The sequence below is a fragment of the Polaromonas sp. genome (assembly GCF_030680935.1).
Taxonomy (GTDB): Bacteria; Pseudomonadota; Gammaproteobacteria; order Burkholderiales; family Burkholderiaceae_C; genus Polaromonas.
On sequence record NZ_JAUXUP010000022.1, the window covers coordinates 52381 to 74705 of the forward strand.

General features: G+C 63.2%; 22 protein-coding genes and 2 pseudogenes. 9 read left to right on the forward strand and 15 right to left on the reverse strand.

Features of this window, described 5'->3' with window-relative positions:
* Positions 1-10: 10 nt before the first annotated feature.
* The 3 genes from Q8L50_RS06175 to Q8L50_RS06185 are packed head-to-tail and all read left to right on the forward strand — an operon-like array spanning position 11 to position 5068.
* The gene (locus Q8L50_RS06175) at positions 11-2146 is read left to right on the forward strand and encodes a glycosyl transferase family protein (RefSeq protein ID WP_305347784.1); all 2136 of its coding nucleotides are present in this window, start codon (positions 11-13) and stop codon (positions 2144-2146) included.
* Position 2147: 1 nt separating this feature from the next.
* Complete coding sequence (locus Q8L50_RS06180; protein ID WP_305347785.1) at positions 2148-4160, forward strand: tetratricopeptide repeat protein; 2013 nt, start codon at positions 2148-2150, stop codon at positions 4158-4160.
* The gene (locus tag Q8L50_RS06185) at positions 4160-5068 is read left to right on the forward strand and encodes a hypothetical protein (protein ID WP_305347786.1); all 909 of its coding nucleotides are present in this window, start codon (positions 4160-4162) and stop codon (positions 5066-5068) included. Before Q8L50_RS06180 ends, Q8L50_RS06185 begins: the two co-directional genes overlap by 1 nt.
* Positions 5069-5107: 39 nt before the next feature.
* On the opposite strand, the gene Q8L50_RS06190 is transcribed toward Q8L50_RS06185, so the two are convergent.
* Both Q8L50_RS06190 and Q8L50_RS06195 read right to left on the reverse strand, forming a co-directional pair.
* Complete coding sequence (locus Q8L50_RS06190; RefSeq protein ID WP_305347787.1) at positions 5108-5539, reverse strand: hypothetical protein; 432 nt, start codon at positions 5537-5539, stop codon at positions 5108-5110.
* A gap of 85 nt (positions 5540-5624) precedes the next feature.
* A complete protein-coding gene (locus Q8L50_RS06195) occupies positions 5625-5936 on the reverse strand; it encodes a hypothetical protein (RefSeq protein ID WP_305347788.1) in 312 nt (103 codons plus the stop codon).
* Positions 5937-6110: 174 nt separating this feature from the next.
* Between Q8L50_RS06195 and Q8L50_RS06200 the strand changes: the two genes are divergently transcribed.
* Together Q8L50_RS06200 and Q8L50_RS06205 are read left to right on the forward strand one after the other, a co-directional pair.
* The gene (locus Q8L50_RS06200; RefSeq protein WP_305347789.1) at positions 6111-6653 is read left to right on the forward strand and encodes a polymer-forming cytoskeletal protein; all 543 of its coding nucleotides are present in this window, start codon (positions 6111-6113) and stop codon (positions 6651-6653) included.
* A 91-nt stretch (positions 6654-6744) separates the two neighbouring features.
* A pseudogene (locus Q8L50_RS06205) lies at positions 6745-8559 on the forward strand (carboxyl transferase domain-containing protein); the annotation flags it as partial.
* A gap of 11 nt (positions 8560-8570) precedes the next feature.
* On the opposite strand, the gene Q8L50_RS06210 reads toward Q8L50_RS06205, so the two are convergent.
* The 5 genes from Q8L50_RS06210 to purU form a co-directional block, all read right to left on the reverse strand.
* Entirely contained in the window at positions 8571-9299 is a 729-nt protein-coding gene (locus Q8L50_RS06210) for an LrgB family protein (protein WP_305347790.1), read from the reverse strand.
* On the reverse strand, positions 9283-9636 hold the full coding sequence (locus Q8L50_RS06215; RefSeq protein WP_305347791.1) for a CidA/LrgA family protein: 354 nt from the start codon (positions 9634-9636) through the stop codon (positions 9283-9285). The genes Q8L50_RS06210 and Q8L50_RS06215 overlap by 17 nt, the downstream gene beginning before the upstream one ends.
* A gap of 2 nt (positions 9637-9638) precedes the next feature.
* Entirely contained in the window at positions 9639-11141 is a 1503-nt protein-coding gene (locus Q8L50_RS06220) for an FAD-linked oxidase C-terminal domain-containing protein (protein ID WP_305347792.1), read from the reverse strand.
* Positions 11142-11316: 175 nt separating this feature from the next.
* A complete protein-coding gene (locus tag Q8L50_RS06225; protein WP_305347793.1) occupies positions 11317-12198 on the reverse strand; it encodes a LysR substrate-binding domain-containing protein in 882 nt (293 codons plus the stop codon).
* Positions 12195-13067, reverse strand: coding sequence for a formyltetrahydrofolate deformylase (gene purU / locus Q8L50_RS06230; protein ID WP_305347794.1), 873 nt, complete (start codon positions 13065-13067; stop codon positions 12195-12197). Before purU ends, Q8L50_RS06225 begins: the two co-directional genes overlap by 4 nt.
* 114 nt (positions 13068-13181) lie before the next feature.
* On the opposite strand from purU, the gene Q8L50_RS06235 reads away from it, so the two are divergent.
* Positions 13182-14522: an aminotransferase class III-fold pyridoxal phosphate-dependent enzyme gene (locus tag Q8L50_RS06235; RefSeq protein WP_305347795.1), complete on the forward strand. Its 1341-nt coding sequence runs from the start codon at positions 13182-13184 to the stop codon at positions 14520-14522.
* A gap of 138 nt (positions 14523-14660) precedes the next feature.
* Here Q8L50_RS06235 and Q8L50_RS06240 read toward each other — a convergent pair whose 3' ends face one another.
* Positions 14661-15512, reverse strand: a complete 852-nt coding sequence (locus Q8L50_RS06240) for a ChaN family lipoprotein (protein ID WP_305347796.1) — start codon at positions 15510-15512, stop codon at positions 14661-14663.
* An 85-nt stretch (positions 15513-15597) separates the two neighbouring features.
* Here Q8L50_RS06240 and Q8L50_RS06245 point away from each other — a divergent pair, with 85 nt between their 5' ends.
* Positions 15598-16656 (forward strand): AbrB family transcriptional regulator, encoded by a 1059-nt coding sequence (locus Q8L50_RS06245; protein WP_305347797.1) that lies wholly within the window; start codon positions 15598-15600, stop codon positions 16654-16656.
* A gap of 24 nt (positions 16657-16680) precedes the next feature.
* Here the strand turns inward: Q8L50_RS06245 and Q8L50_RS06250 are convergent, their stop codons facing one another.
* The 3 genes from Q8L50_RS06250 to Q8L50_RS06260 all read right to left on the reverse strand — a co-directional run bounded on the left by Q8L50_RS06250 (position 16681) and on the right by Q8L50_RS06260 (position 18986).
* Positions 16681-16962, reverse strand: coding sequence for a DUF3567 domain-containing protein (locus Q8L50_RS06250; protein WP_305347798.1), 282 nt, complete (start codon positions 16960-16962; stop codon positions 16681-16683).
* Between the two features lie 111 nt (positions 16963-17073).
* On the reverse strand, positions 17074-18117 hold the full coding sequence (locus Q8L50_RS06255) for a DUF3108 domain-containing protein (RefSeq protein WP_305347799.1): 1044 nt from the start codon (positions 18115-18117) through the stop codon (positions 17074-17076).
* The gene (locus Q8L50_RS06260) at positions 18114-18986 is read right to left on the reverse strand and encodes an IclR family transcriptional regulator (RefSeq protein ID WP_305347800.1); all 873 of its coding nucleotides are present in this window, start codon (positions 18984-18986) and stop codon (positions 18114-18116) included. Before Q8L50_RS06260 ends, Q8L50_RS06255 begins: the two co-directional genes overlap by 4 nt.
* 132 nt (positions 18987-19118) lie before the next feature.
* On the opposite strand from Q8L50_RS06260, the gene Q8L50_RS06265 reads away from it, so the two are divergent.
* Positions 19119-20135 carry a fumarylacetoacetate hydrolase family protein gene (locus tag Q8L50_RS06265; RefSeq protein WP_305347801.1) on the forward strand — a complete coding sequence of 339 codons (1017 nt, stop codon included), beginning with the start codon at positions 19119-19121 and terminating at the stop codon, positions 20133-20135.
* 17 nt (positions 20136-20152) lie between these two features.
* On the opposite strand, the gene Q8L50_RS06270 is transcribed toward Q8L50_RS06265, so the two are convergent.
* The 4 genes from Q8L50_RS06270 to Q8L50_RS06285 form a co-directional block, all read right to left on the reverse strand.
* The gene (locus Q8L50_RS06270) at positions 20153-20758 is read right to left on the reverse strand and encodes a MarC family protein (protein WP_305347802.1); all 606 of its coding nucleotides are present in this window, start codon (positions 20756-20758) and stop codon (positions 20153-20155) included.
* Positions 20755-21168 (reverse strand): VOC family protein, encoded by a 414-nt coding sequence (locus Q8L50_RS06275; protein WP_305347803.1) that lies wholly within the window; start codon positions 21166-21168, stop codon positions 20755-20757. The genes Q8L50_RS06270 and Q8L50_RS06275 overlap by 4 nt, the downstream gene beginning before the upstream one ends.
* A 61-nt stretch (positions 21169-21229) precedes the next feature.
* A complete protein-coding gene (locus Q8L50_RS06280) occupies positions 21230-21604 on the reverse strand; it encodes a hypothetical protein (RefSeq protein ID WP_305347804.1) in 375 nt (124 codons plus the stop codon).
* 35 nt (positions 21605-21639) lie between these two features.
* Positions 21640-22008: a TraR/DksA family transcriptional regulator gene (locus Q8L50_RS06285; RefSeq protein ID WP_305347805.1), complete on the reverse strand. Its 369-nt coding sequence runs from the start codon at positions 22006-22008 to the stop codon at positions 21640-21642.
* A 149-nt stretch (positions 22009-22157) separates the two neighbouring features.
* On the opposite strand from Q8L50_RS06285, the pseudogene Q8L50_RS06290 reads away from it, so the two are divergent.
* Positions 22158-22325: pseudogene (locus Q8L50_RS06290) on the forward strand (enoyl-CoA hydratase); the annotation flags it as partial.

The window sequence follows — 22325 nt, forward strand, 5'->3', positions numbered from 1 at the left end:
GAACGCCAACATGGTTTGGACCCTCTTTACTGCCAACTACTACGCGGCCCTGGAAATGCTTGCCGCCGGGGTGGCCGTGCTGATTTTCATATCTTCGGTTGACGACCTGTTTATTGATCTCTGGTATTGGATCAGGCGCGGTTTTCGCTCCCTCACGGTCAAAAGACAGTATTCCGCGATGACGGCGGCCCACCTGCGCGAAAAAAGCGAGCAACCGCTGGCCATCATGGTCCCCGCGTGGCTCGAATATGACGTGATCGCATCGATGATCGAAAACATGGTGGAGGTGCTGGAGTATCAGCACTACGTTGTTTTTGTTGGCACCTATATCAACGATGCGAAAACCATCGAGGAAGTCGAGCGCATGCAAAAGCGCTACAAGCAATTGCACCGTGTGGAAGTCCCGCATGCCGGGCCCACCTGCAAGGCAGACTGCCTGAACTGGGTGGTCGATGCGATTTTTGCCTATGAAAAAGAGCACGGTATGGCGTTCGCCGGGGTGGTGCTGCACGACAGCGAAGACGTGCTTCACCCGCTGGAACTGAAGTTTTTCAACTACCTTCTGCCCCGCAAGGACATGATCCAGTTGCCGGTCGCCTCACTGGAACGCGAGTGGTACGAACTGGTGGCAGGCACCTACATGGACGAGTTTGCCGAGAGCCATGCCAAGGACATGGTGGTCCGCGAGAGTGTTGCCGGCGTGGTGCCGTCTGCGGGGGTTGGCACCTGCTTTTCAAGGCGGGCGCTCCAGGCGCTGGTTGGGTCGACGCGCAACAAACCCTTCAATACCGACAGCCTCACCGAAGATTACGACGTCGGAAACCGCCTTGCGCAATTGGGCATGCAGGCCATTTTTGGCGTGTTCCCGGTCCGCTATCGTGTGACACGAACCGCGTGGTTTGGCAGACAGGCCACGCGCGAGGTGATGGTCCGCATGCCGCTCGCGGTGCGCGAGTTTTTTCCGGATACGTTTGAGCAGGCCTACCGCCAGAAGGCCCGGTGGGTTCTGGGAATCGGCCTGCAAAGTTGGGAGCAGATTGCCTGGAAAGGCTCGATCGCGGCGCGGTATCTTTTGCTGCGGGACCGCAAAAGCACCGTCACGGCGCTGGTCAATGTGCTGGGCTACGTGCTGGTGGTGCAATTCATGGTGTTCCACATCGGCCTCTGGACGGGGTGGTGGAATGTGTTTTATCCCTCGCTGTTTGCCGAAAACAGCTGGTGGCGTGTGCTGATCTATCTGAACGCCGTGTCGCTCGTCATCCGGTGCGGGCACCGGGTCTACTTCACCACCATTCTTTACGGCTGGGAGCACGGCCTGATGTCGCTGCCGCGCATGGTGGTCAGCAACTTCGTCAACTTCATGGCCGTGGCGCGCGCCTGGCGCCTGTACTTGTCTTACCTGTTCCGGGGCAAGGCGCTGGCATGGGACAAGACCATGCATGACTTTCCGACCGGCGGGCAGTTGCCGCGTCGCCGTCAGCGACTGGGAGAACTCCTGCAATCCTGGCAGGCTGTGGATGAAACCATCCTGTCCAGGGCGCTCAAGGAGCAGGCCACGACCGAGATGCCTTTGGGGCAAATACTGATTTCCCATGGCTGGCTTGATGAGGATACGCTGGCCGAAGCCATTGCCTACCAGGCCGGCCTGACACGCACGCGGCTGACCGAAGAGATGGTCATGAGCCATGCGGGCGCAGTGCCCAAGGATTTCGGCACGCGCTTTCGCGCCGTGTATGTCGGCCGCGACGCCCACGAAAAACCCATTCTGGCAGTTGCAACGCCATTGCAGGAGGCAGCCCTGACTGAGCTTGCTGAAATCTTCGGCGTGGAGCCGCAGCAGCGTGTGGTCCGCGAAGGCGAACTGGCGATCGCCTTGCGCCTGCTGCGTGGCGTCGAGGGCGACTTTTACAGGCTGGAGGGCGGCGTTGCGGGCGTGCCTTTGCTGGGCGATATGCTGGTGGAGCAGGGTTTGCTCAAGCGCAACCTCTTTGAAGGCGCCATGCAAACCTATCGCCCTGAACGCCATGGCCGCGTCGGCGATTACCTGGTGGACCAGGGAATTATTGTGCGCGAGGTGATCGAGCGCGTCGTCCAGCAGCAGCGACTGATGCACGCAGAACTTTCACGCGTGAAACTACCGGAATAACATGAAGACCACCTTGACGAAAACAGGCACTGCGGTGCTGGGCCTGCTTGCCCTGGCCTCGCTTGCCAGCGCCGCTCACGCGCAGCAAACGTTGCCCCTGCCCCTGACCGGGCCGGCCTGGGTGCTGGCCGACGACGCGTACAAGGCCTTCGCGCGTGGCGACTATGCAGAGGCGCTGGAGAAGGCCACCGAGGCGCTGCGCCAGCGTCCCGATGTGGTGCGCTTGCGGGATCTGATCAGCCAGGCCAAAGCGGCACAGAAGCGGGCGGCCGTGCAGGCAAGCCGGCCTGTGCCTGCAATCCGTCCGGCCCGGCGTCCTGCCAGCGAGCCGCAGTCGCTGACTGCGTCTGCACCCGCACCGCTACCGGCACCGGCCCCAGACCCTGCCTATGTGGCTGCCGACGCCGGCTACAAGGCTTATGGCCGCGCTGACTACACGGCAGCCGTCACAGCAGCACAGGATGCCGTGCGCCTAGCGCCCCAGAACCGGGACTACCGGCTGCTGCTGGTCAACGCGCTGCTGGCGGCCGGGCGGCTGGCGGACGCGGACGAGGCGCTCACCGGAGCGATCACCGCCACGGGTGATGATGGCCGGCTGCTGGCGCAGCAGACCGCCCTGCGCCAACGGATGGTAGAAGCCCAGAGCTGGGCATTAGGCGCTGCGGCCTACAAGGACTTCGAGCGAGGCGATTTTTCTGGCGCCGCCGACAAGGCGCGGCAGGCGCTGCAATTGACACCCGACAACCGTGACTACCAGGCCTTGCTGGTGAGATCCCTCTACCGTGCGGGGCAGTATGCCGAAGCCGAACAACGGGCGGGGGTTGCCATTGCCGGCGCCCCGGCTGCGCCCCTGTATGTGCAGCGGGGCCTGATTCGCCAGCGCATGGGACAGGAAGCTCTGGCGCGCCAGGACTTCGAGGCCGCCTTGCAGCGGGGCGGCTTGCCGATTGCCACCGAGATCGGCCTGCTGCTTGATTTGGGCCGCAAGGCTGAAGCGAAGCAGCGTCTGGATGAAAGCCGGGCGGATGGATCGCTGGCCGGTCTTGCCGAGGCAGACCGCGGTTATCTGGCCGTCCGTGTGGGCGAGGACGAGCAGGCGCTGGCCGCGTTCAACCGCGCTGACGCCTCCGGCAAGCTCGCCAATACCGCCTGGCGCGACGCCGCGTTTGCTGCGGTGCGCACAGGCCAGGACGCGCAAGCCATCGGCTATTTCAAGCGCAGCATTGACGATGCGGGCGCGCAAAAACTGCCCCTGACGCCGCAGCAGCTGTTTGAAACCCGCCGCGCAGTGGCGGAGGTTTCCCGCGAGGCCGGGGTGATCGCTTCATTGAGCTATCGCGGTGCGGTGTCGGGTCAGGGCCTGACTCCGGGTACGGCCACCGATAGCCTGCAAGCCGGCACCGAGGCTTACTGGCGGCCCTGGGGCTTCAGCAACGGACGGTATACCGAGCTGTTTGCGCGTGGGTTTGAAACGCTTTACAGCAAGGGCGGAGGGGCGACGGGCAGCAAGACACTGCAGACGGCGCTGGGTATCCGCCACAAGCCCCTGACCGACGTCAATCTTGTTGCCTCCATCAGCCGGGTGTTTGCGCCCTCGAGCGGGCGTGACGACTGGCTGGCCCAACTGGGCTATTCGGGTGGCCGCGGCGGTGACTTGCGCGTGGATGCGCCTTCGTGGTGGACCAGCCGGGTCTCCGCTGAACTGGGACACTATCTTTCTTCGGGCCAAAGCTACGGTTTGGCGCAAGCCGACCTCGGCAAAAGCTTCCGGGTGGGCCAGTCAGGCAGGTGGGTTGCGTTCCCCCACGTCGCGTTGGCCGCCGACTACAACTCTGGCGCGATTGCCCGCAGTTCAGTGGGTGTGGGCCCCGGCATCAGCGCGCGTTACTGGTTTCGTGAGGATGTGTATAACGCGCCGCGGTCCTATGTGGATGTTTCGCTGCAATACCGCTGGCGCGTGGGCGGTGCGGCGCGTGCCGGCGGCGTGTTCCTCATCACCACCCTGTCTTACTGATGCCGATGCAGTGCATCGTCTCCAGGAGCACTTGCAAGTCCGGGCTGATCCGTTGGCCTGGGCTGGCTTGCGTGCTGGCGTTGGCGCTGATACTCGGCGCCTGCGCGCGCCCACCGCCGGTGATTCCTGCGCTGGCCGGCGTCGTCTGGCAGCCGGACAACACGACGCTGGATCCACGCGGCAACTGGCACCGCATGGGCGCCACCGAGTTGCTGGTGCAATGGACGGCTGTTGACGGCATGGCATTTGTCGACAACCCGGTGTTGCCCGTGGTGCCCAAGCTGCCGGCCTGGCCGCGGATTGCAGGTGAGGCCTGGGCGCAGGATGTGATCCTGGGTCTGGCCGGCCGCTTTGACGAAAAGGCCGCACGCGCCGACATTGGCAAACTCGCCGAGGCTTCGGTGGTGCTGGCCGGACTGCCAACACCGCTGAAGGTCACGGGCTGGTATTTTCCTGTGGAGATTGATCCGACATGGGTGGAGGCCCCCAGCCTCGCGCCGCTGTTGGCCAGCTTGCCCCGGCCGCTGTGGATCAGCGTCTACGACAGCGCCAATGTCGGTCCCGACGCGCTGGTGCAGGGGCTGGCGAAGTGGTTGCCGCCTGATGTTGGGGTGTTTTTTCAGGACGGCGTCGGTGTACATGCACGCGAAGCGCGAATTGCAAAACATTACGCCGACGCACTGTCGGCCAAGCTCGGGCGGGAGCGGGTGCGCATCATTGCCGAGGCTTTTCGCCCGCAAACGGGTGGTGGGTTTCGCAGCGCGACGATTGGCGAACTCGCGCCCCAACTCGCACTCTACGCTGGCTACCGCATCTATTTGTTTGACGGTCCACACTACGTGCCGGACTCGCTGACTGCCGAGATCGCCGCTGCCCAGGTGCCTGCGCAGGGGGCTGCTCGACCATAGTTTGCGGGGGCGGCAACCCGTACCCCGAGCTTTCAGCTTCTAGTACCGGACGCTACAGACTTCCAGCGCGTTGAGCCCATGGTCGGTGATGACGTAGCCGACCTCGTCATCCCCGTCCAGAAAACCGTGCCTCGCCAGCGAAGCGACGGTTTTTATCCCGTGTGCCCGGGTTTTGTGGGGCTGGGGTAACTTGCGTTCAGACGGCGCCAGGCCAAGAATGCGAAAACCGTAGCGCGCGTCTTCCAGGCATTCATACTGTTTGTAGGTCAGAATTTTGATGGGCAGTGTGCCGCTGACGTGGCCGCTCCATTGGAACTCCGGCGGCACGTAGCTGACCCGGTAGGTGCTGTCCTCCTCGGCGCTGCTGTCCAAAACAGTTGCGGGGGCCGCCATGGACCTGGCCTTGCGCCGGGTGAGCAGGTAAGCACCGAACCCCGCCAGTACCGTCAACAGCACTATGAGAGCGATCACCAACTCCACGCCATCCCCTTTTTAGCCATACCCTGATTATCGGCAGAAATTCGGGGTATGACCCCGGGCCGGAAATGCCCGATTTTTATCCCTGCCCGCTCTGGAGCTCAAACTGGGCGTCCCCCATGTAACGATCGGCGCCCAAGGCCGCCTGCATGGCAGCCAGCTCGGCTGCCTCCCACTGGTCGGCCAGCACTTGTTCCGCCGGGCTGAGATCCCACGGGCGCGCCCGCTCGCCGTGGATGTGCAGCAGCCGCTGGTAAGCGTCGTGCACCGGCATCACCAGGCTGGCGTCGCCCAGGCAGGCCTCCAGCGCGCTGCGAAAGCGCTGCACCGCAGCGGCGCGCTCGGCGTCGGAGACGTCCTCGCTGTGAAAAATTCTGACGGTGTAGGGCATGCGCCGAGTTTAGAAGAACACACGACGACTCTAAAAAAAGGCAGTACCCATGCAGATCGCCACGGTTCCTTTGCGGCTGCCGCACACCTGGTCATTTCGTTACTCATCTTGCATTCGCGGTGGAGACTTTTGAAAACTCTCTCCGTACCATCGGTTCTTTTTAAGGAAATCCAGATGGCACTGCAATCCCCGTTTTTCGGCAAGCGTGACAACGAGCCCGCCAATTTGCGGCATGGCAGCCCGAATCCCAATCCCTATGCCAATGGTGCTGCGCCAGCCAGTGCGGCGGCCGTGCAAGCCGCTGCGGCGCCAGCCGCAACTGCGTCGGCCAGCAGCGGCGCGCGCGAGGGCGGCAGCAAGTTGACGGTTGGCCCCAACATCAAACTCAAAGGAGTGGAGATCACCGATTGCGACACGCTGGTGGTGGAGGGGCTGGTGGAGGCCACCATGGATTCGCGTGTCATGCAAATTTCCGAGCGCGGCGCTTTCAAGGGCTCGGCGGAAATTGACATTGCAGAGATTCATGGCGAGTTTGATGGCAACCTCACGGTGCGTCAGAAACTGGTGATTTATGCGACCGGCAAAGTCACCGGAAAAATCCGCTACGGCAAACTGGTGATTGAAGAAGGCGGCCAGCTTGCCGGTGAAATACTGTTTGGTGCAGTTGGTAGTTCCAAGGCCGCCCTGGTTGGCAAACCGGGCCTGCAGGTCGCCTGATTTTTTTGGCGCGGTGACGGCCGCGCCGACGCTGTCACCGAGTTGACGCGGGCCCTGTGCTGCGGGAACGCACAATGCGGCTATGCCCGTCGTCATCTCACCCCTTCAGGCCCAGATAGTTCACTGGCAGGTTCAGTCCGGCGCGCTGGTGGCGCCCGGTGACGTGCTGCTGGTGCTGGAGGCGATGAAGATGGAGCATGAGGTCCGCGCCCCAAGCGCAGGCCGCGTGGCGGAGGTTTTTTTTGTTGCGGGTGAGCAGGTCGAAGCTGGCGCGCAACTGGCGGTGATTGAGACGGGCGTTGAGAGGGCGGCGTCGCCGCTCGCGCCACCGTCAGGCCGCGCTTCCGGTGTGCTGCCAGGCCTGCGCCAGGACTTGCAGCGTGTGCAGCAGAGACACGCAAAAACCGCCGACGCGAGCCGGGCGGCTGCGATACAAAAGCGCCATGCCCTGGGCTTTCGCAGCGCGCGTGAAAACATCGCCGACCTGTGTGATGAAGGCTCCTTCATCGAATATGGTGCTCTGGCAGTTGCGGCGCAGCGCAGCCGCCGCAGTGAAGAGGACCTGATAACCAACACACCGGCCGATGGCATGGTGACCGGCATAGCCAGCGTCAACAGCGCCTTGTTTGGTGCGCAGGCCAGCCGCGCTGTGGTGATGGCCTATGACGCCACCGTGCTGGCCGGCACGCAAGGCATGCGCAACCACCAGAAGACAGACCGGTTGCTGGGCATTGCCTTGCAGCAGAAACTGCCGGTGCTGCTGTTTGCAGAAGGTGGCGGCGGACGGCCCGGCGACACAGACATGCCCATAGTGGCGGGCCTGCACGTGGGCACCTTCGCCAGCTTTGCCCGTCTCAATGGCCAGGTGCCGGTGATTGGCATCGCAGCAGGCCGCTGTTTTGCCGGCAACGCGGCCTTGCTGGGGTGTTGCGACCTGATCATTGCAACAACCGGCAGCAACATCGGCATGGGTGGTCCGGCCATGGTCGAGGGTGGCGGTCTCGGGGTGTTCAAGCCAGAGCAGATCGGCCCCAGCACCAGCCAGCACAGCAACGGCGTGATTGATGTGCTGGTGCAGGATGAGGCCGAAGCGGTTGCCGTGGCACGCCGCTACCTGGCTTTTTTCCAGGGTGTGCTAGTCCAATGGCTGGCCCCGGACGGCAACACCTTGCGCGATGTGGTGCCTGAAAACCGCCTGCGTGTGTATGACACGCTGGCTGTGATGGGCGGCATCGCCGACAGCGGCAGCGTGCTGGCGCTGCGTACCGGCTTTGGAAAAGGCATTCACACTGCGCTGGCCCGCATCGAGGGTCGTGCCGTCGGCATCATGGCGAACAACCCGCAGCACCTGGGAGGCGCGATTGACGCCGATGCGGCAGACAAGGCCGCACGGTTCATGCAGCTGTGCAATGCCCACGGCCTGCCCATGGTCAGCCTGGTGGACACACCCGGCTTCATGGTCGGCCCGGAGATCGAGACCCAGGCGCAGGTACGCCATGTGAGCCGCATGTTCATCGCCGCAGCGCACTTGCGTGTGCCTTTTTTCAGCGTGGTGCTGCGCAAGGGTTATGGCCTGGGCGCCATGGCCATGGCGGCCGGCGGCTTTCATGCGCCGATCTTTACGGTGGCCTGGCCGACCGGAGAGTTTGGGGCCATGGGGCTGGAAGGCGCGGTCAGGCTGGGTTATCGCAAGGAGCTGGAGGCGCAGCCGGAAGGGCCACAACGCGAGGCCCTTTACGACACCCTGGTCGCCCAGCAATACGACAAGGGCAGCGCCCTCAACATGGCGACGACGCTGGAAATTGACGCTGTGATTGACCCGGCCGACACACGTGCCTGGCTGGTGCGTGGCCTGCAGTCTGCCCGGACAAGCCCCGGCGGCGGGCACGCGATCGACGCCTGGTAGTTACTGCGTCATTATCCGAACAGGCGAAACAGCAAAGGCAGCAGCAGCGCTGCCAGCACCACCTGCAGGCCCAGCGCCAGCCCCGCGTAGGCCCCGGCATCGGCATTGACATGCAGGGCGCGGGCCGCGCCTATCCCGTGCGAAGCTGTGCCCAGCGCAAAGCCGCGCGCGGACCATCCGGCTGCGTCGGTCGGAATCCGCAAGGCATCAAACAGGTATTTGCCGCCCAGCGCCCCCACCAGACCTGTGAGGACAGCAAATACGGCGGCCAGTGCCGGGATGCCGCCGATTTTTTCGGCGATCCCCATGGCCACCGGCGCCGTGACCGATTTGGGTGCCAGCGACAGCACGACCTCGGCCGGGAGATCAACCGCCCAACCCACCACCAACGCCGAGCCGCTGGCCGCCACACCGCCGGCCAGCGCGGCCAGCAATAAACGCCCCCAGCGCTGGCGCAACTCGGCCCGGCGTTGCCACAGCGGCCATGCCAGCGCGACCACCGCAGGCCCCAGCAGGAAGTGAATGAATTGCGCACCTGCAAAGTAGGTGGGGTAGGAGACATCCGTGGCCAGCAGCCCTGCCGCCAACACCAGCACCGACCAAAGCACCGGGTTGGCCCAGGGTGCCTGCTGCAGGCGGGTGTAGGCCGCATGGGCCAGGACATACACCACCAGTGTGGCCGTCAGGCCGAACAGTGGCGTGGCAGAAAGATAGACCCAGAGTTCAACGAACTTCGGCATCTTTTCGCCACAAAAAATTCAGCACCAAAGCGGTGACGGCAAGGCCGATCACGGTGGACAGCACAATCACCAGCAGCATGCGGCCTCCGTACTGGCTGACCAGCGACAGGTGTGTCATGACACCCACACCCACCGGCACAAACAGCAGCGACAGGTGCGACAGCAAAAAGTCTGCGCAGACCGAAACCGGTTCGCGCACCACCGGCCAGCGCAGCGCGAGAAGCAGCAACACCATGCCGATAACGGGGCCGGGGAAGGGCAGGGACAAGCCGCGCGACAGCAGCTCGCCGATGGATTGCAAGAGCAGCAACCAGGCGAGGCCGCGCAAGCCCTGCATGGTCAAAACCGGGGGAGGTCTGGGTGGGCGATCTTGCCGCCACGTACCAGCATTTTTCCGTACTCGGCGCAGCGCTGCAGCGTCGGGATCACCTTGCCGGGATTGAGCAGGCCCAGCGGGTCGAAGGCGCGCTTGACGCCAAACATCTGCTCGTTCTCTGCGCTTGAGAACTGCACACACATGGAGTTGAGTTTTTCCACACCGACACCGTGCTCGCCAGTAACGGTGCCGCCCATGGCAACGCTGGTCTCCAGGATGTCGGCGCCAAAAAGTTCGCAGCGGCGCAACTGGTCGGCATCGTTGGCGTCAAACAGAATCAGCGGGTGCAGGTTGCCGTCACCGGCGTGAAATACGTTGGCACAGCGCAGGTCGTATTTCTTTTCCATCTCCTGAATGGCCAGCAAAATATCGGCCAGGCGTTTGCGCGGAATCGTCGAGTCCATACACATGTAGTCGGGGCTGATGCGGCCCGAGGCCGGGAAGGCATTTTTGCGGCCACTCCAGAAGCGCAGGCGCTCGGCTTCGTTCTGGCTCACGGCAATCGCGGTGGCGCCGTGGCTGCGCAGCACGGCGCTCATGCGGCCAATTTCTTCCTCGACTTCTTCCGGCGTGCCATCACTTTCACAAAGCAAAATCGCCTCGGCGCTCAGGTCGTAACCGGCATGCACAAAGTCCTCGACCGCAGCGGTCATGGGTTTGTCCATCATCTCGAGACCGGCCGGAATGATGCCGGCGGCAATCACCGCTGCCACCGCATCACCGGCTTTGCGCAGGTCGTCGAAGCTGGCCATGATGCAACGCGCCAGCACCGGCTTGGGCACCAGCTTGACGGTGACCTCCAGCGTGACAGCCAGCATGCCTTCGCTGCCGATGATCACCGACAGCAGGTCGTAACCAGCGTTGTCCAGCGCGTCGCTGCCAAACTCGACCCACTCGCCTTCCACCGTCAGGCCTTTGACCTTGAGCACGTTGTGCAGCGTCAGGCCGTATTTGAGGCAATGCACACCGCCCGAGTTTTCGGCGACGTTGCCGCCTATCGTGCAGGCGATCTGGCTGGAGGGGTCGGGTGCGTAATACAGGCCCAGCGGGGCGGCGGCCTCGCTGATGGCCAGGTTGCGCACACCGCCCTGGACCACCGCCGTGCGGCTGGCCGCGTCCATCTTCAGGATCTTGTTGAACCTGGCCAGCGACAGCGTCACGCCCAGCTTGTGCGGCATGGCGCCGCCCGACAGGCCAGTGCCGGCGCCGCGTGCCACCACCGGCACCTGCAATGCGTGGCAGGCCTTCAGAACGGCTTGCACCTGCCCGTAGGTTTCGGGCAGGGCCACGACCAGTGGCCGCTGGCGGTAGGCGGTCAGGCCGTCGCATTCATACGGCGTGGTGTCTTCGCTGTTCCAGAGCAGCGCGTCGGCGGGCAGCACCGCTTGCAAGGCCTTGACCACTTCGGCCTGGCGCGCCGCACGTTCAAGCTGTTCCTGCTGCTGGGGTTCCAAAGGTGCGTTCATGGGCGGGCTCGCGAATGGCTGGTTGTCAGGACACTTTAATGCAAAGCCTGCGCCCATGGCGTGAAGAAAATGAAGTCTTGCCGTGAAAAACAGCCTGCTATCAAACCAGGAGCTGCTTGCACAGGCGTCACAAGGGCTGCAGGCCAAAAACGCTTGAAGTCCGCGCGAAGAAGGCTCAGGTGACCGATTTCTTCAGCCAGTCGGCAAATGCCGCGCATTCCCAGCGGTCCATCATGCCGGTGCGCCAGCACAGGTAGTGGGCGTGCGGACTCGGCACGTTGCGCGGGTACAGGCGTACCAGTGAGCCGTTGTCCAGCCAGGGTGCACCGAGCTTGAGCCGCACCAGGGCTACCCCCATGCCGGCGGCAGCTGCGTCACACATCAGGCCGATGTCGTTGAACTGTGAGCCTTCCAGCGGTTCTGGCCAGTCCAGACTGTGGGCGGCAAACCAGGTGCGCCAGGGCTCCAGCGGCGAGCGCAGCAAGGCCTCACCGTCCAGGTCTTCAGCCGCTTCAAACGGGCCGTGCTCGCGCACATAGGCCGGTGATGCCAGCGGCGTGACCTCGTCTTTCATCAGGCAGACATGCTCCACATCGGCATAACGGCCGGTGCCAAAACGCACCATCAGGTCGGCGTCTTCGGCCACCACGTCGAGCAACGGAATCGACACTTGAAGCGTCAGGTCGATTTCAGGGTAGGCCTCGGTGAACTGGCGCAGGCGCGGGATCAGGATGGAGCGAGAAAAAGTGGGGGTGACGGCCAGGCGCAGCTTGCGTTTGCCCGGCGTGCCGCTTTGCCCTGCAGCACCGGGAAATTTCTGCAAAATGGCCAGGCCCTCGCGCACATGGGCCAGGTACTCGCTGCCCTCGGTGGTCAGCGAAAAATCGGCCCGGCCAAATAGTTTGGTGCCAATGATTTGCTCAAGCTGTTTGACACGGTGGCTGACCGCGCTGGGTGTGACATTGAGTTCTTCAGCCGCCTGCGTCACGCTGCGCAAGCGCGCCAGCGTCTCAAAGGTCAGCAGGCACTGGATGGGCGGGATGCGGGCAGCGGTCACTTGAAAATGACTGTTTTATGCCCGTTCAGCAGCACGCGGTGCTCGCTGTGCCACAACACCGCTCTGGCCAGCACCTGGCTTTCGGTGTCGCGGCCCATGGCAGTCAGGGCTTCCACGGTTTTGCTGTGGTCGGCGCGTGCCACGTCCTGCTCGATGATCGGGCCCTCGTCGAGGTCTGCGGTCACGTAGTGGGCCGTCGCGCCTATGAGCTTGACACCCCGGGCATGCGCCTGGTAGTAGGGTTTGGCACCCTTGAAGCTGGGCAAAAACGAATGGTGGATATTGATGGCGCGTCCGGCGAGTTTTTTGCACAGGTCGTCGCTGAGAATTTGCATGTAACGCGCCAGCACCACCAGCTCGGCGCCTTCGGCTTCGATGATGTCGTATTGCCGTTTTTCGGCTTCCGCCCGGGTTGCAGCCGTGACCGGGATGTGGTGGAAAGGCACGTTGTAGCTGGCTGCCAGCTGGTAAAAATCGCGGTGGTTGGAGACGATGGCGCGTATGTCCAGCGGCAGCAGGCCGGACTTCCATCGGAACAGCAAATCGTTCAGGCAATGGCCTTCCTTGCTGACCATCAGCACCGTGCGCATGGGCTGGCTTGTCTGGTGCAGGCTCCAGCGCATGTCAAACAGCAGGCCGAGCACGCCGACTTCTTCTTTCAGTGCCTCAAACGGCAGTTGCGTGCAGGCGAAGCTGACCCGCATGAAAAACAGGCCGGTGGCGTCAAGGTCCGCATCGTCGCGCTTGTCGTCGCTGAACTGCGCTGCTTCCAGAATGTTGCCGCCACGCTCAAACAGAAATCCGGAAACGGCATGAACAATGCCCGGACGATCCGGGCAGGACAGTGTGAGGATATAAGTAGGGCTCATGGCAGATGAATTGTCGCAGGTGGCTGTAGCCCGCATGCACATTGTCGCCGGGAGTGCCAGAATGCATCACACGCTGCCAAACCTGGCCGCCCACCCCACGCAGGAGACTTTCAGATGGCATATCAAGACTTCAACATGGACCACCAGTGGCTGCCGTTCACGCCGAACCGCAGCTTCAAGAAGGACCCGCGTGTTTTTGTGGCGGCCGATGGCATGTTTTTCACCACCCACGACGGCAAGCAGGTGCTCGACGGCATCTCCAGCCTGTGGTGTGTGGCGGCTGGCCACAACCGCAAACCGATCAACGAAGCCATCAAGAAGCAGCTGGACACGCTGGACTACGCGACGGCTTTTCAGGCCAGCAACGACCAGGCATTCAAGGCGGCCGAGATGATTGCGGGCATGGCGCCGGGCGATCTGAACCAGGTGCTGTTCTGCAACTCTGGCTCAGAGGCGGCCGACACCTCGCTCAAGGTCGCTCTGGCGTATCACCGGGCGCGCGGCGAGGGCCACCGCAATGTGTTCATTGGCCGTGAAAAGGGTTACCACGGCGTCGGTTTTGGCGGCATGAGTGTGGGGGGCATTCCTGCCAATCGCAAGGTGTATGGCTCGGCATTTCTGCCGCGTGTGGACCATATGCGTTTTATCCATGACCCGGTCAACCACGCCTACATCAATGGGGTAGAGCCCGAGTGGAAGGAAGACATCCTGCTGGAGCTTGAGCAGCGTATTTTGCCGCTGCACGACGCCAGCAACATTGCGGCTGTCATCGTCGAACCGGTGGCCGGCAGCGCCGGTTGGTACCTGCCGCCCCAGGGCTACCTCAAGCGCCTGCGCGAGATCTGCGACAAACACGGCATCCTGCTGATTTTTGACGAAGTCATCACCGGCTTTGGCCGCATGGGCGTCAATTTTGGTGCCGACTATTACGGTGTGGTGCCCGACATGCTGAACTTTGCCAAGTGTGTGACCAACGGCGTGATTCCCCTGGGCGGCGTGATCTGCACCGACCGCATCTACAACACCATGATGGAAGCCAATGCCAACAGCCCGGCCCACGCGGTGGAGTTTTTTCACGGCTACACCTACTCGGGCCATCCGGTGGCCTGTGCTGCGGCGATTGCCACGCTGAACCTGTTCAAGGAAGAAAAGCTGTTTGAGCGTGCAGGCCAGATGGGCAAGGTGCTGGGCGACGCCATGCACAGCGGCTTCAAGGGCCTGCCCAATGTGGTCGGCATCCGCAGCCTGGGCCTGGCCGGCGCGGTAGAACTGGCGCCTATCGCCGGCTCGCCGGGCAAACGCGCTTACGACATCTTCATGGACTGCTTCAAGCATGGCGTGCTGGTGCGGCCTGCGGCGGACAACATCGTCATTTGCCCGCCTTACATCGTCGAGCAACAGCACATTGATCGCATCATCAGTGTGGTAGCGGACTCGATCAAAAAGAACGCCTGATTCCGTTTCTAAATCATCCGTGCACTTTGTCGGCTTCGCTAGCCGTACGTCTGTACTGTCGTCGCTTCGCCTTCGCGTTCACGAATGATGTAGAAACGGAATGGGAGGCTGTGAATCTTTCTAGTGCGCGCACTGGGCTCAGGGCGTTTTCAGCTTTTCCTGCAAGCCCGCACAGTGGTCTTGCTCTGGCAGTGCCGGCGTAGGCCAGACCGCATCAAATGCGGCATCGGCGGCGCCCGCGGGGCCCGCACGCAGCAACACCGCCTTGAAGGCGGTCCCGGGCGACAGGTGCTGCGCCACGCCCAGCTCCCGGTTGACGTGAACGCTGCCGGCCAGCAACACCACGGTTTTGCCGGGCAAGGCCGCTTGTTCGATGGTGCGCGCCATGCTGATGTCGCGCGCGATCTGGATACGGGTCATGGGTGAAATCCGGTCTTCTGGCAGCAGCGAGCAGTGGCCGATGCGTATCAGCTGCTGTTGCGCCTTGAGCGCCGGGCCGGGCAACTGCTGGTCCAGGTGGCTGTCGGCCATGGCCGGGCGCATCTGCGCTACGGGCAGGTTGGCGCCCAGCACCGGTACACCGGCCTTGACCGCAGCCATCACCGCCGGGCCATAGGCTGACCAGTGCCAGCTCTTGTTGTTCCAGCCCAGTGCCGCCTGCACCTGCAACTGGGTGCTGTTCGACTTCAGGGCAGCGGTGCTGGTGCCCGCTTCGGCCATCTCAAGTGCCAGCGCTGCCAGCCGGCCCCGAACCGCCAGGTGTTCTATCACCTCCTGATGAATCTGCTGGTGTTCGACTGCATCGTGTTGCTCACCCAGCGCGAGGATCGCTGCCGGCAGCAAGGCGTCGGTGCGCACGGTGATGTCAGTTGGCGCATGCGGAAACAGCCTGGGCTCGGGCACCTTGGCGCAGGCCGACAGCAACACCATCAGCAGGGGAAGGGTCCAGCGGGAACTGAGCGAAAAGAGGGGGCGCAAAAGGGTGTACATCGGGTGCGTGGGTAGCTCAAAGCGATACTAGCGCCATATGCCAGCGGCGGCTGCCGCCTGCCCGATGTCCTCTCGCCTGCTGTTGATGCTTGTCAAACCAATCCGCGTCCTGTTTACTTTGCTGCTGGCTCTGGTCGGCGCCGCTCTGTGTGTCTGGCTGGGGACACCACTGCCGTGGATGATTGGCCCGCTGCTGGCCAGCGCCTGCGCCTCGGTGGCGGGCGCACCCACGGCCAGCTGGCGGCCACTGGGCAGCGCCGGGCAATGGGTGATCGGTGCAGCGCTGGGTTTGTACTTCACGCCGCAGGTCACCGTTTTGGTGGGCAGCCTCTGGTGGGCCATTGTTCTTGCCATTGCCTGGGCGCTGCTGCTTGGGCTGGGTTTTGGCGCGTGGCTGCAGCGCGTCAATGCAAGGCATATGCCCAGCGTGCCTGCGCCGGCGATGCGTGCCACCAGTTACTTTGCCGGTGCGATTGGCGGCGCCTCCGAGATGACGCTGCTGGCTGAACGCGCCCATGCCCGCACCGATCTGGTCGCTGCCTCACACAGCCTGCGCCTGCTGCTGGTCACGGTCACCATTCCGTTTGCCATGCAGTGGAGCGGTCTGCATGGCCTGGACATCAACCCGCCGGTGCTGCGCGCCGTTGACGCTGCCGGCTTTGCCGCGCTGGCCCTGGCGACGGCGGCCGGGGCATGGCTGCTGCAGCGCCTGGGGCGTACCAACCCCTGGTTCATGGGGCCGCTGCTGGTGGCCATGGGGCTGACCATGGCGGGCGTGCATCTGTCGGGCATACCGGTCTGGCTGACCAATGCCGCTCAGTTGCTGATTGCGGTGGGCCTGGGTGTGCGATTTTCAAAAAGCTTTCTGCAAGCCGCCCCGCGCTGGATGGGGTCGGTGGTGCTGGGAACCGTGGTCATGCTGGTGTTGTGCAGCGGTTTTGCGGCCTTGCTGGCCTGGGCCACTGGCCTGCCGCTGGCTACGCTGGTGCTGGGTACCTCACCCGGTGGCATTGCCGAGATGGCGATCACTGCCAAGGTGCTGCAACTGGGTGTGCCCGTGGTCACGGCGTTTCAGGTGTGCCGGCTGGTGGCGGTGCTCTTGCTGGTGGCGCCGCTGTACCGCTGGCTGTACAAAACCGATTGAAAGCGCCCCGCTGCGGGGCGCTTGTCAGTGCAGGCTGATGGGTGTGTGCGCCAGTTCGGCGTAACCCTCGAGCGTGTCTTCGATCTCTTCCTGGGTGGGTGTGTTTTTCTGCCAGCCGTTCAGGCGCTGCTGAAACATCTCGGCCCATGAGCCGTCCAGATAGACCTCTTTGCCGGATCGTTTGTCCACAATTTCAAAGCCGTGGCGCGCGAGTTCGGGCACCACCGGCAGGGGGGCGGATTCCTCGGGCGCATTGGCGTGGATCTGCACCACCACAAAGGAGTCAGAGTCGTAAAGCATTTGCATGGTGCAGTGTCCTTCCGGAAGCGAGATGTTGATGCTCATCAGATAGCAACGATTGAGCCAGGTTCAAGGCGCACAGGGTAAATCCGGGAAAAGCCAACAAAGTCACGCGAATCAGGGCTTTTCCGTGCCGCGCAGCTGCTGGTCGATGAAATCCCCGTTTTGCTGGGTGATGCGGCTGCGCACCGGCAGGTAGTCCATGCTGGGTGCAAACCAGATTTCAACGGTCTGATCGAATTCCCGTTGTGGCTTGCGTGTGAGCTTGAGGGTTGCCATTTGGCCGACCGGCAGGCTGAGAGTCTCAGGCGCGTCGACGGTGAAGACCCACGTGTCGGCTTCGCGGGGCCCCACTGTGTACAGCGACACCATGCTGCCGACGGGGTGGCTGGCGGGGTCCCCGGCAAGCAGGCTGGCCAGCTGCAAAAAAACACTCAGGCGGTCTTGCGCGCCGCGCAGCAAGGGCGCGTCTGGCGTATTGGCGCTGAAGGTGATTTTTCCTTTGTCGGCTTCAAAATGGGCGGCTCGCTCGCTGCGCGACTTGTCGGCAAAACGTGTGGGCGCCAGGCCATCGGCGGTGATGCGCCCGCTGCTGCTCATGCTGCGCGAGCCCAGAAAAAGTGCACTGACCTCCATTTTGGCGTCGTAGGTCTGACCGTCCTGCAGCCATTCCAGCTCCGCGAGAGCGCTGTAGTCCAGGTTTTTGGAGCGCCCGGTCATGGCGTATTTCAGGCGGACCGAGCCCGGAATGGTCAGTGCCACCACGGCGGCTACAGGAGCTGCCGCAGGCGCTGCCTGAACGGCGGGAGGGCTGGCTTCGGCCGCAGCTACCGGGCTGGTCGGTTCGGGATTTTTTGGGGCAGGAGTTGCTATTGCTTCCATAGCTGCTTGCGCAGGTGCAGCAGGGGATGGAGCCGTATTTCGTCGCAAAACCGGGGGCTGGGTCGGCACGGTGCTCGCCGTGGCGGCGACGCTGGGGGGCTTGATTTCGATGGTGCGTGTGATCAGGGGCCGCAGGCGCGTGCCGGGGCTGGCCTCCATGCCCCATTGTGTGGGCGCGGCGCGCAACATCAGGCCGTGGAGCAGCAGCACCAGCGCCGTCAAAAATACCAGCGCGCGTGCAGGCGGCGCGGCAGTCTGCCGGTCGGACGGGTTGTTCATCCCGGTGTGAATCCCAGATCGCTGGAGAGTTGCCGCGCTGCACTCGCCAGCGGCCTGGCCACGGCGCCGTCCCAGGCCGGATCGAAGGTGGCCAGCGATCCGAGCGCCACCATGCCGAGCACCAGATGACCGTCGGCATCAAACACCGGGGCGCAGAAGCCGCCCACGCCGGGCAACAAGGTGTCTACCACCCGCGCCAGGCCGCGCTGGCGGACCTCTTGCAGCACTGCCGTCACCTCGGCCATGGTTTTGGGCACGTCCTTGCGCGCCAGTTTTTGCATGCGCGCCAGCTCGTCCTTGAGCAAGGGGGGCAGGCGGTCATGCGGACGCTGGCTTTCCCTGCCCTGGCTGTTGCTGCGGCTGCCTGAGGTTTGCGCCATGAAGGCAGAAAAACACAGGCCGGTGGCCGAGGACAGCAAGGGCATGACATCGCCCAGGCGCAAATTGACGGTCACTGCCTGCGGCGACTCTTCCCAGTGCACGATGGTCGGCCCCTGGTTGCCCCAGACCGCCAGCGCCAGGGTCTGGCCGATTTGTTCCATCAGCGGGCCCAGCCGCTGGCGCGCAAGTTTGACGCTGTCCAGCCGCGACAGCGAGGCCAGTCCCAGCTTCAGGGCCGCCGGACCGAGGTCGTAGCGGGTGCTGCCTGCGTCCTGCGTGACCAGATCCAGGCGCTGAAAGCTCACCAGATAGCGGTGCGCCTTGGCAGCACTCATGCCGGCCGCGGCTGCGAGGTCGCGCAGCATCAAGGCCCCGGTGGAGGCGGCAAGCACCTGCAGCAGGCTGAAGCCAACTTCCACCGACTGGATACCAGCCCGCTGGGAGGGCGCAGCAGGCGGGCGGGCGGGGGTAGTTTTGCGCTCTTTCATGGAATTCGATTAAAATTTCAAAATTACATTTAGGTAAACTAGTTTCACTTATCGTAATTTTAGCGGCGTCTGCGGTGTATCGGCAAGATGGCACCAGCCGGACCCGGAAGAACCCACATCCAAAGGAAACTGATGAAGCTCGCTACCTACAAAGACGGATCGCGCGACGGGCAGCTCGTGGTGGTCTCGCGCGACCTGACGACGGCCCATTATGCGACGGGCATAGCGGGCAAACTGCAGCAGGTGCTGGACGACTGGAACTTCCTGTCACCTCAATTGCAGGACCTGTACGACAGCCTGAACAGCGGCAAGACGCGCCACGCCTTTCCGTTCGAACCCGCGCGGTGCATGGCGCCGCTGCCGCGCGCCTACCAGTGGGCCGACGGCTCGGCCTACATCAACCATGTTGAGCTGGTGCGCAAGGCGCGCGAATCCGACGTACCCGACAGTTTTTACAAGGACCCGCTGATGTACCAGGGCGGCAGCGATGACTTCATTGGCCCCTGCGACGATGTGGTGTGCCCAAGCGAAGACTACGGCATTGACTTCGAAGCCGAAGTTGCCGTCATCACCGGTGATGTCGCCATGACCAGCACGCCCGATCAGGCACTGGAAGGCATACGCCTGGTGATGCTGGCCAACGATGTGAGCTTGCGCAACCTGATTCCGAACGAACTGGCCAAAGGCTTTGGCTTCTTTCAGAGCAAACCGGCCACCGCTTTCAGTCCGGTGGCGGTCACGCTCGATGAATTGGGCGATGCCTGGGACAAGGGCCGTGTCAACCTGACCATGCAAAGCACCTGGAATGGCCGCAAGGTCGGCATGTGTGATGCCGGACCGGAGATGACCTTTCACTTTGGCCAGTTGATCGCCCATATCTGCAAAACCCGCAACGTGCGTGCCGGCTCCATCATTGGCTCGGGCACCGTCAGCAACAAGGGCGTCGAGACCCAAGGCAAGACCGACTGGCCCAAGGGGTATAGCTGCATCGCCGAAAAACGCGCGATAGAAACCATCCAGGACGGCAAACCTTCGACCGAATTCATGAAATTTGGCGACACCATCCGCATTGAGATGAAGGGCAAGGACGGGGAGCTGGTGTTTGGCGCGATTGAGCAGAAGATCGTCGCCGCCGCGCCGGTGAAATAAAGGTAGAGGTCGGGGGCTCAGCCTGCAGCGCGCGTTTGCGTGATGAACAGCTGGATGCCGCGCAGCAGCATCTCCACCGAGATCGCCACCAGAATCAGGCCCATCAGGCGCTCAAACGCCATGACCACGCGCTCGCCCAGCACCCGCTGAATGCGTTCGGCCAGCACCAGCACCACGGCGCAGACAGCCATGGTGACACACAGCGCCGCCACCCATTCCATGCGCCGCGCGGGCGCTTGTGACACCAGCAGCAACACCGTGGCCAGTGCCGACGGCCCTGCCAGCGCGGGGATGGCCAGCGGCACGATCAGCGGCTCGCCCTTCAGCGGCTCGGCCTCGGCATGTGCGACTGGAAAGATCATGCGCAGGGCGATCAAAAACAAAATCACCGCGCCGGCGATTTGCAGCGACAGCTCGCTGAGGTTCATCACCCGCAAAAAGCTGTCGCCGACAAACATGAAGGCCAGCAACAGCAAAAAGGCAATCAGCACCTCGCGCAGGATCACAAAGGCGCGACGTTCGGGCGCCACGCCGCGCAGCGCGTTCGCAAAAATCGGGATATTGCCCAGCGGATCGGTGATCAGCAGCAGCAAAATCGTTGCCGAGACGAAGGTGTAGTTCATGCGGCGTAAATTGCCTGAAGGTCGCGGAAGCCCTTGATCTCAAGCGGGTTGCCGAAAGGGTCGCAAAAGAACATGGTCCACTGCTCGCCTGGCTGGCCTTCATAACGTATCTGCGGCGCCAGCAAAAACTCTGTGCCGGCCGCCTGCAGCCGGTCGGCCATCGCTTGCCAGTCGGTCAGAGTCAACACCAGCCCGAAATGTGGCATGGGCACCAGCGTGCCGCCGACGTGGCCGGTGCGGTCTGTCTTGAAAGGCGGACCCAGATGCAGCGACAGCTGGTGGCCCATGAAGTCGAAATCGACCCAGGTATCGGTGCTGCGGCCTTCGGCGCAACCGAGTACGCCGCCGTAAAAACGGCGGGCCTCGTCGAGGTTGGTGACGTTGAAGGCGAAATGAAACAGGCTGCGCATCCGCGCAAGGATAGCAGCCTGCGCAGCGCCGGTTGCTGTCCCCCGGCAGAAAACCCGCAGCTCAGACGGTCGAAGGATCAGCCGCCATGTTGTCAAACTTCTTGAAGTACTGGCGGGCCAGCGCGACCAGCTGTCCATCGCTCGGGTGGTCACTGGCCACCGAGTCCACCACGGCCTCGGCCACAGCGGGCAGGTGGCTGCTGCACCAGTCGCGGAACTGGTTGCGCACCAGGCCGGGGCCGGTGAGCAGCACTTCACGGCTGCCGTTCAGGGCACGTGCCACGTCGGCAAAAAAGGCGGCGCTGCCTTCGGCCTTGCCCTGGTGTTTGTGGTGCGTGCGCGACTTGATGCGCTGGGCTTGCATGTGTTCGCGGTCAAACATCACCACATGGGCTTCGGACTGGTCGATCCAGACAACGGCGTGAAAAGTGCTCATGAAATCCTCTGTAAAAAAATGAGTGGAAAAAGGGCTCAGGCCGGATGTGCCCGCTCGGCCTTTTCCTGGCAGGCGATGCATCGCTCCGCCTCGGGGCTGGCGTCCAGCCTGGCTGCGGGAATGACCACGCCGCAGGCTGTGCACAAGCCGTAACTGCCGGCTTCGATGCGGGCCAGGGCTGCGTCAATGTCCGCCAGTTCGGCGGTTTCGCGTTCGCCCAAGGCGAACTCGATCTCGCGCTCGGTCGCCACCTGGGCGCGTGAGTCTTCCGGGTGGCCAAAATGTTCTGCGGCGGCTTCTGCGCGGCTGACGGTGCCGCCGCGCTGCGCTGATATCTGTGCGAGCAAGGTGGCGCGCATGTCCAGCAATTGCTGTTGGTAAGGCGCGGTTTGTAGTTTGTCCATGAGTCATCCTTCTTGTAGTCGCCTTCATGATGGGCCACGGCGCCATGGGCCCGGTTGATGAAGGTCAAGCGAAGAGGCCTTGGCCTGTGCGAGGCACAATCCGGAGATTGCTTTTGCCACCCGACGGAGACACCATGACTGCCCAGCCAATGGACTACAGCGCTTACCAGACCCTTCACATCACCCGCCGGGGCGTGGCCGGCGCGGTGCTGGACATTCAGATGAAAGCAGCCAACGGCAAGCTGCCCACAGCCGGCCACGACGGTCACCGTGAGCTCGCACAGATCTGGCGCGACGTGGGCAGCGACGACTCGGTG

Coding starts and splice junctions, on each gene's coding strand:
- Q8L50_RS06280 (WP_305347804.1), bottom strand. CDS start 21,604: ATGAGCACTTTTCACGCCGTTGTCTGGATCGACCAGTCCGAAGCCCAT.
- Q8L50_RS06285 (WP_305347805.1), bottom strand. CDS start 22,008: ATGGACAAACTACAAACCGCGCCTTACCAACAGCAATTGCTGGACATG.
- Q8L50_RS06220 (WP_305347792.1), bottom strand. CDS start 11,141: ATGAACGCACCTTTGGAACCCCAGCAGCAGGAACAGCTTGAACGTGCG.
- Q8L50_RS06245 (WP_305347797.1), top strand. CDS start 15,598: ATGCTTGTCAAACCAATCCGCGTCCTGTTTACTTTGCTGCTGGCTCTG.
- Q8L50_RS06250 (WP_305347798.1), bottom strand. CDS start 16,962: ATGCAAATGCTTTACGACTCTGACTCCTTTGTGGTGGTGCAGATCCAC.
- purU (WP_305347794.1), bottom strand. CDS start 13,067: ATGAGCCCTACTTATATCCTCACACTGTCCTGCCCGGATCGTCCGGGC.
- Q8L50_RS06235 (WP_305347795.1), top strand. CDS start 13,182: ATGGCATATCAAGACTTCAACATGGACCACCAGTGGCTGCCGTTCACG.
- Q8L50_RS06215 (WP_305347791.1), bottom strand. CDS start 9,636: ATGCAGGGCTTGCGCGGCCTCGCCTGGTTGCTGCTCTTGCAATCCATC.
- Q8L50_RS06270 (WP_305347802.1), bottom strand. CDS start 20,758: ATGAACTACACCTTCGTCTCGGCAACGATTTTGCTGCTGCTGATCACC.
- Q8L50_RS06175 (WP_305347784.1), top strand. CDS start 11: ATGGTTTGGACCCTCTTTACTGCCAACTACTACGCGGCCCTGGAAATG.
- Q8L50_RS06255 (WP_305347799.1), bottom strand. CDS start 18,117: ATGAACAACCCGTCCGACCGGCAGACTGCCGCGCCGCCTGCACGCGCG.
- Q8L50_RS06275 (WP_305347803.1), bottom strand. CDS start 21,168: ATGCGCAGCCTGTTTCATTTCGCCTTCAACGTCACCAACCTCGACGAG.
- Q8L50_RS06265 (WP_305347801.1), top strand. CDS start 19,119: ATGAAGCTCGCTACCTACAAAGACGGATCGCGCGACGGGCAGCTCGTG.
- Q8L50_RS06210 (WP_305347790.1), bottom strand. CDS start 9,299: ATGCCGAAGTTCGTTGAACTCTGGGTCTATCTTTCTGCCACGCCACTG.
- Q8L50_RS06195 (WP_305347788.1), bottom strand. CDS start 5,936: ATGCCCTACACCGTCAGAATTTTTCACAGCGAGGACGTCTCCGACGCC.
- Q8L50_RS06185 (WP_305347786.1), top strand. CDS start 4,160: ATGCCGATGCAGTGCATCGTCTCCAGGAGCACTTGCAAGTCCGGGCTG.
- Q8L50_RS06260 (WP_305347800.1), bottom strand. CDS start 18,986: ATGAAAGAGCGCAAAACTACCCCCGCCCGCCCGCCTGCTGCGCCCTCC.
- Q8L50_RS06200 (WP_305347789.1), top strand. CDS start 6,111: ATGGCACTGCAATCCCCGTTTTTCGGCAAGCGTGACAACGAGCCCGCC.
- Q8L50_RS06240 (WP_305347796.1), bottom strand. CDS start 15,512: ATGTACACCCTTTTGCGCCCCCTCTTTTCGCTCAGTTCCCGCTGGACC.
- Q8L50_RS06180 (WP_305347785.1), top strand. CDS start 2,148: ATGAAGACCACCTTGACGAAAACAGGCACTGCGGTGCTGGGCCTGCTT.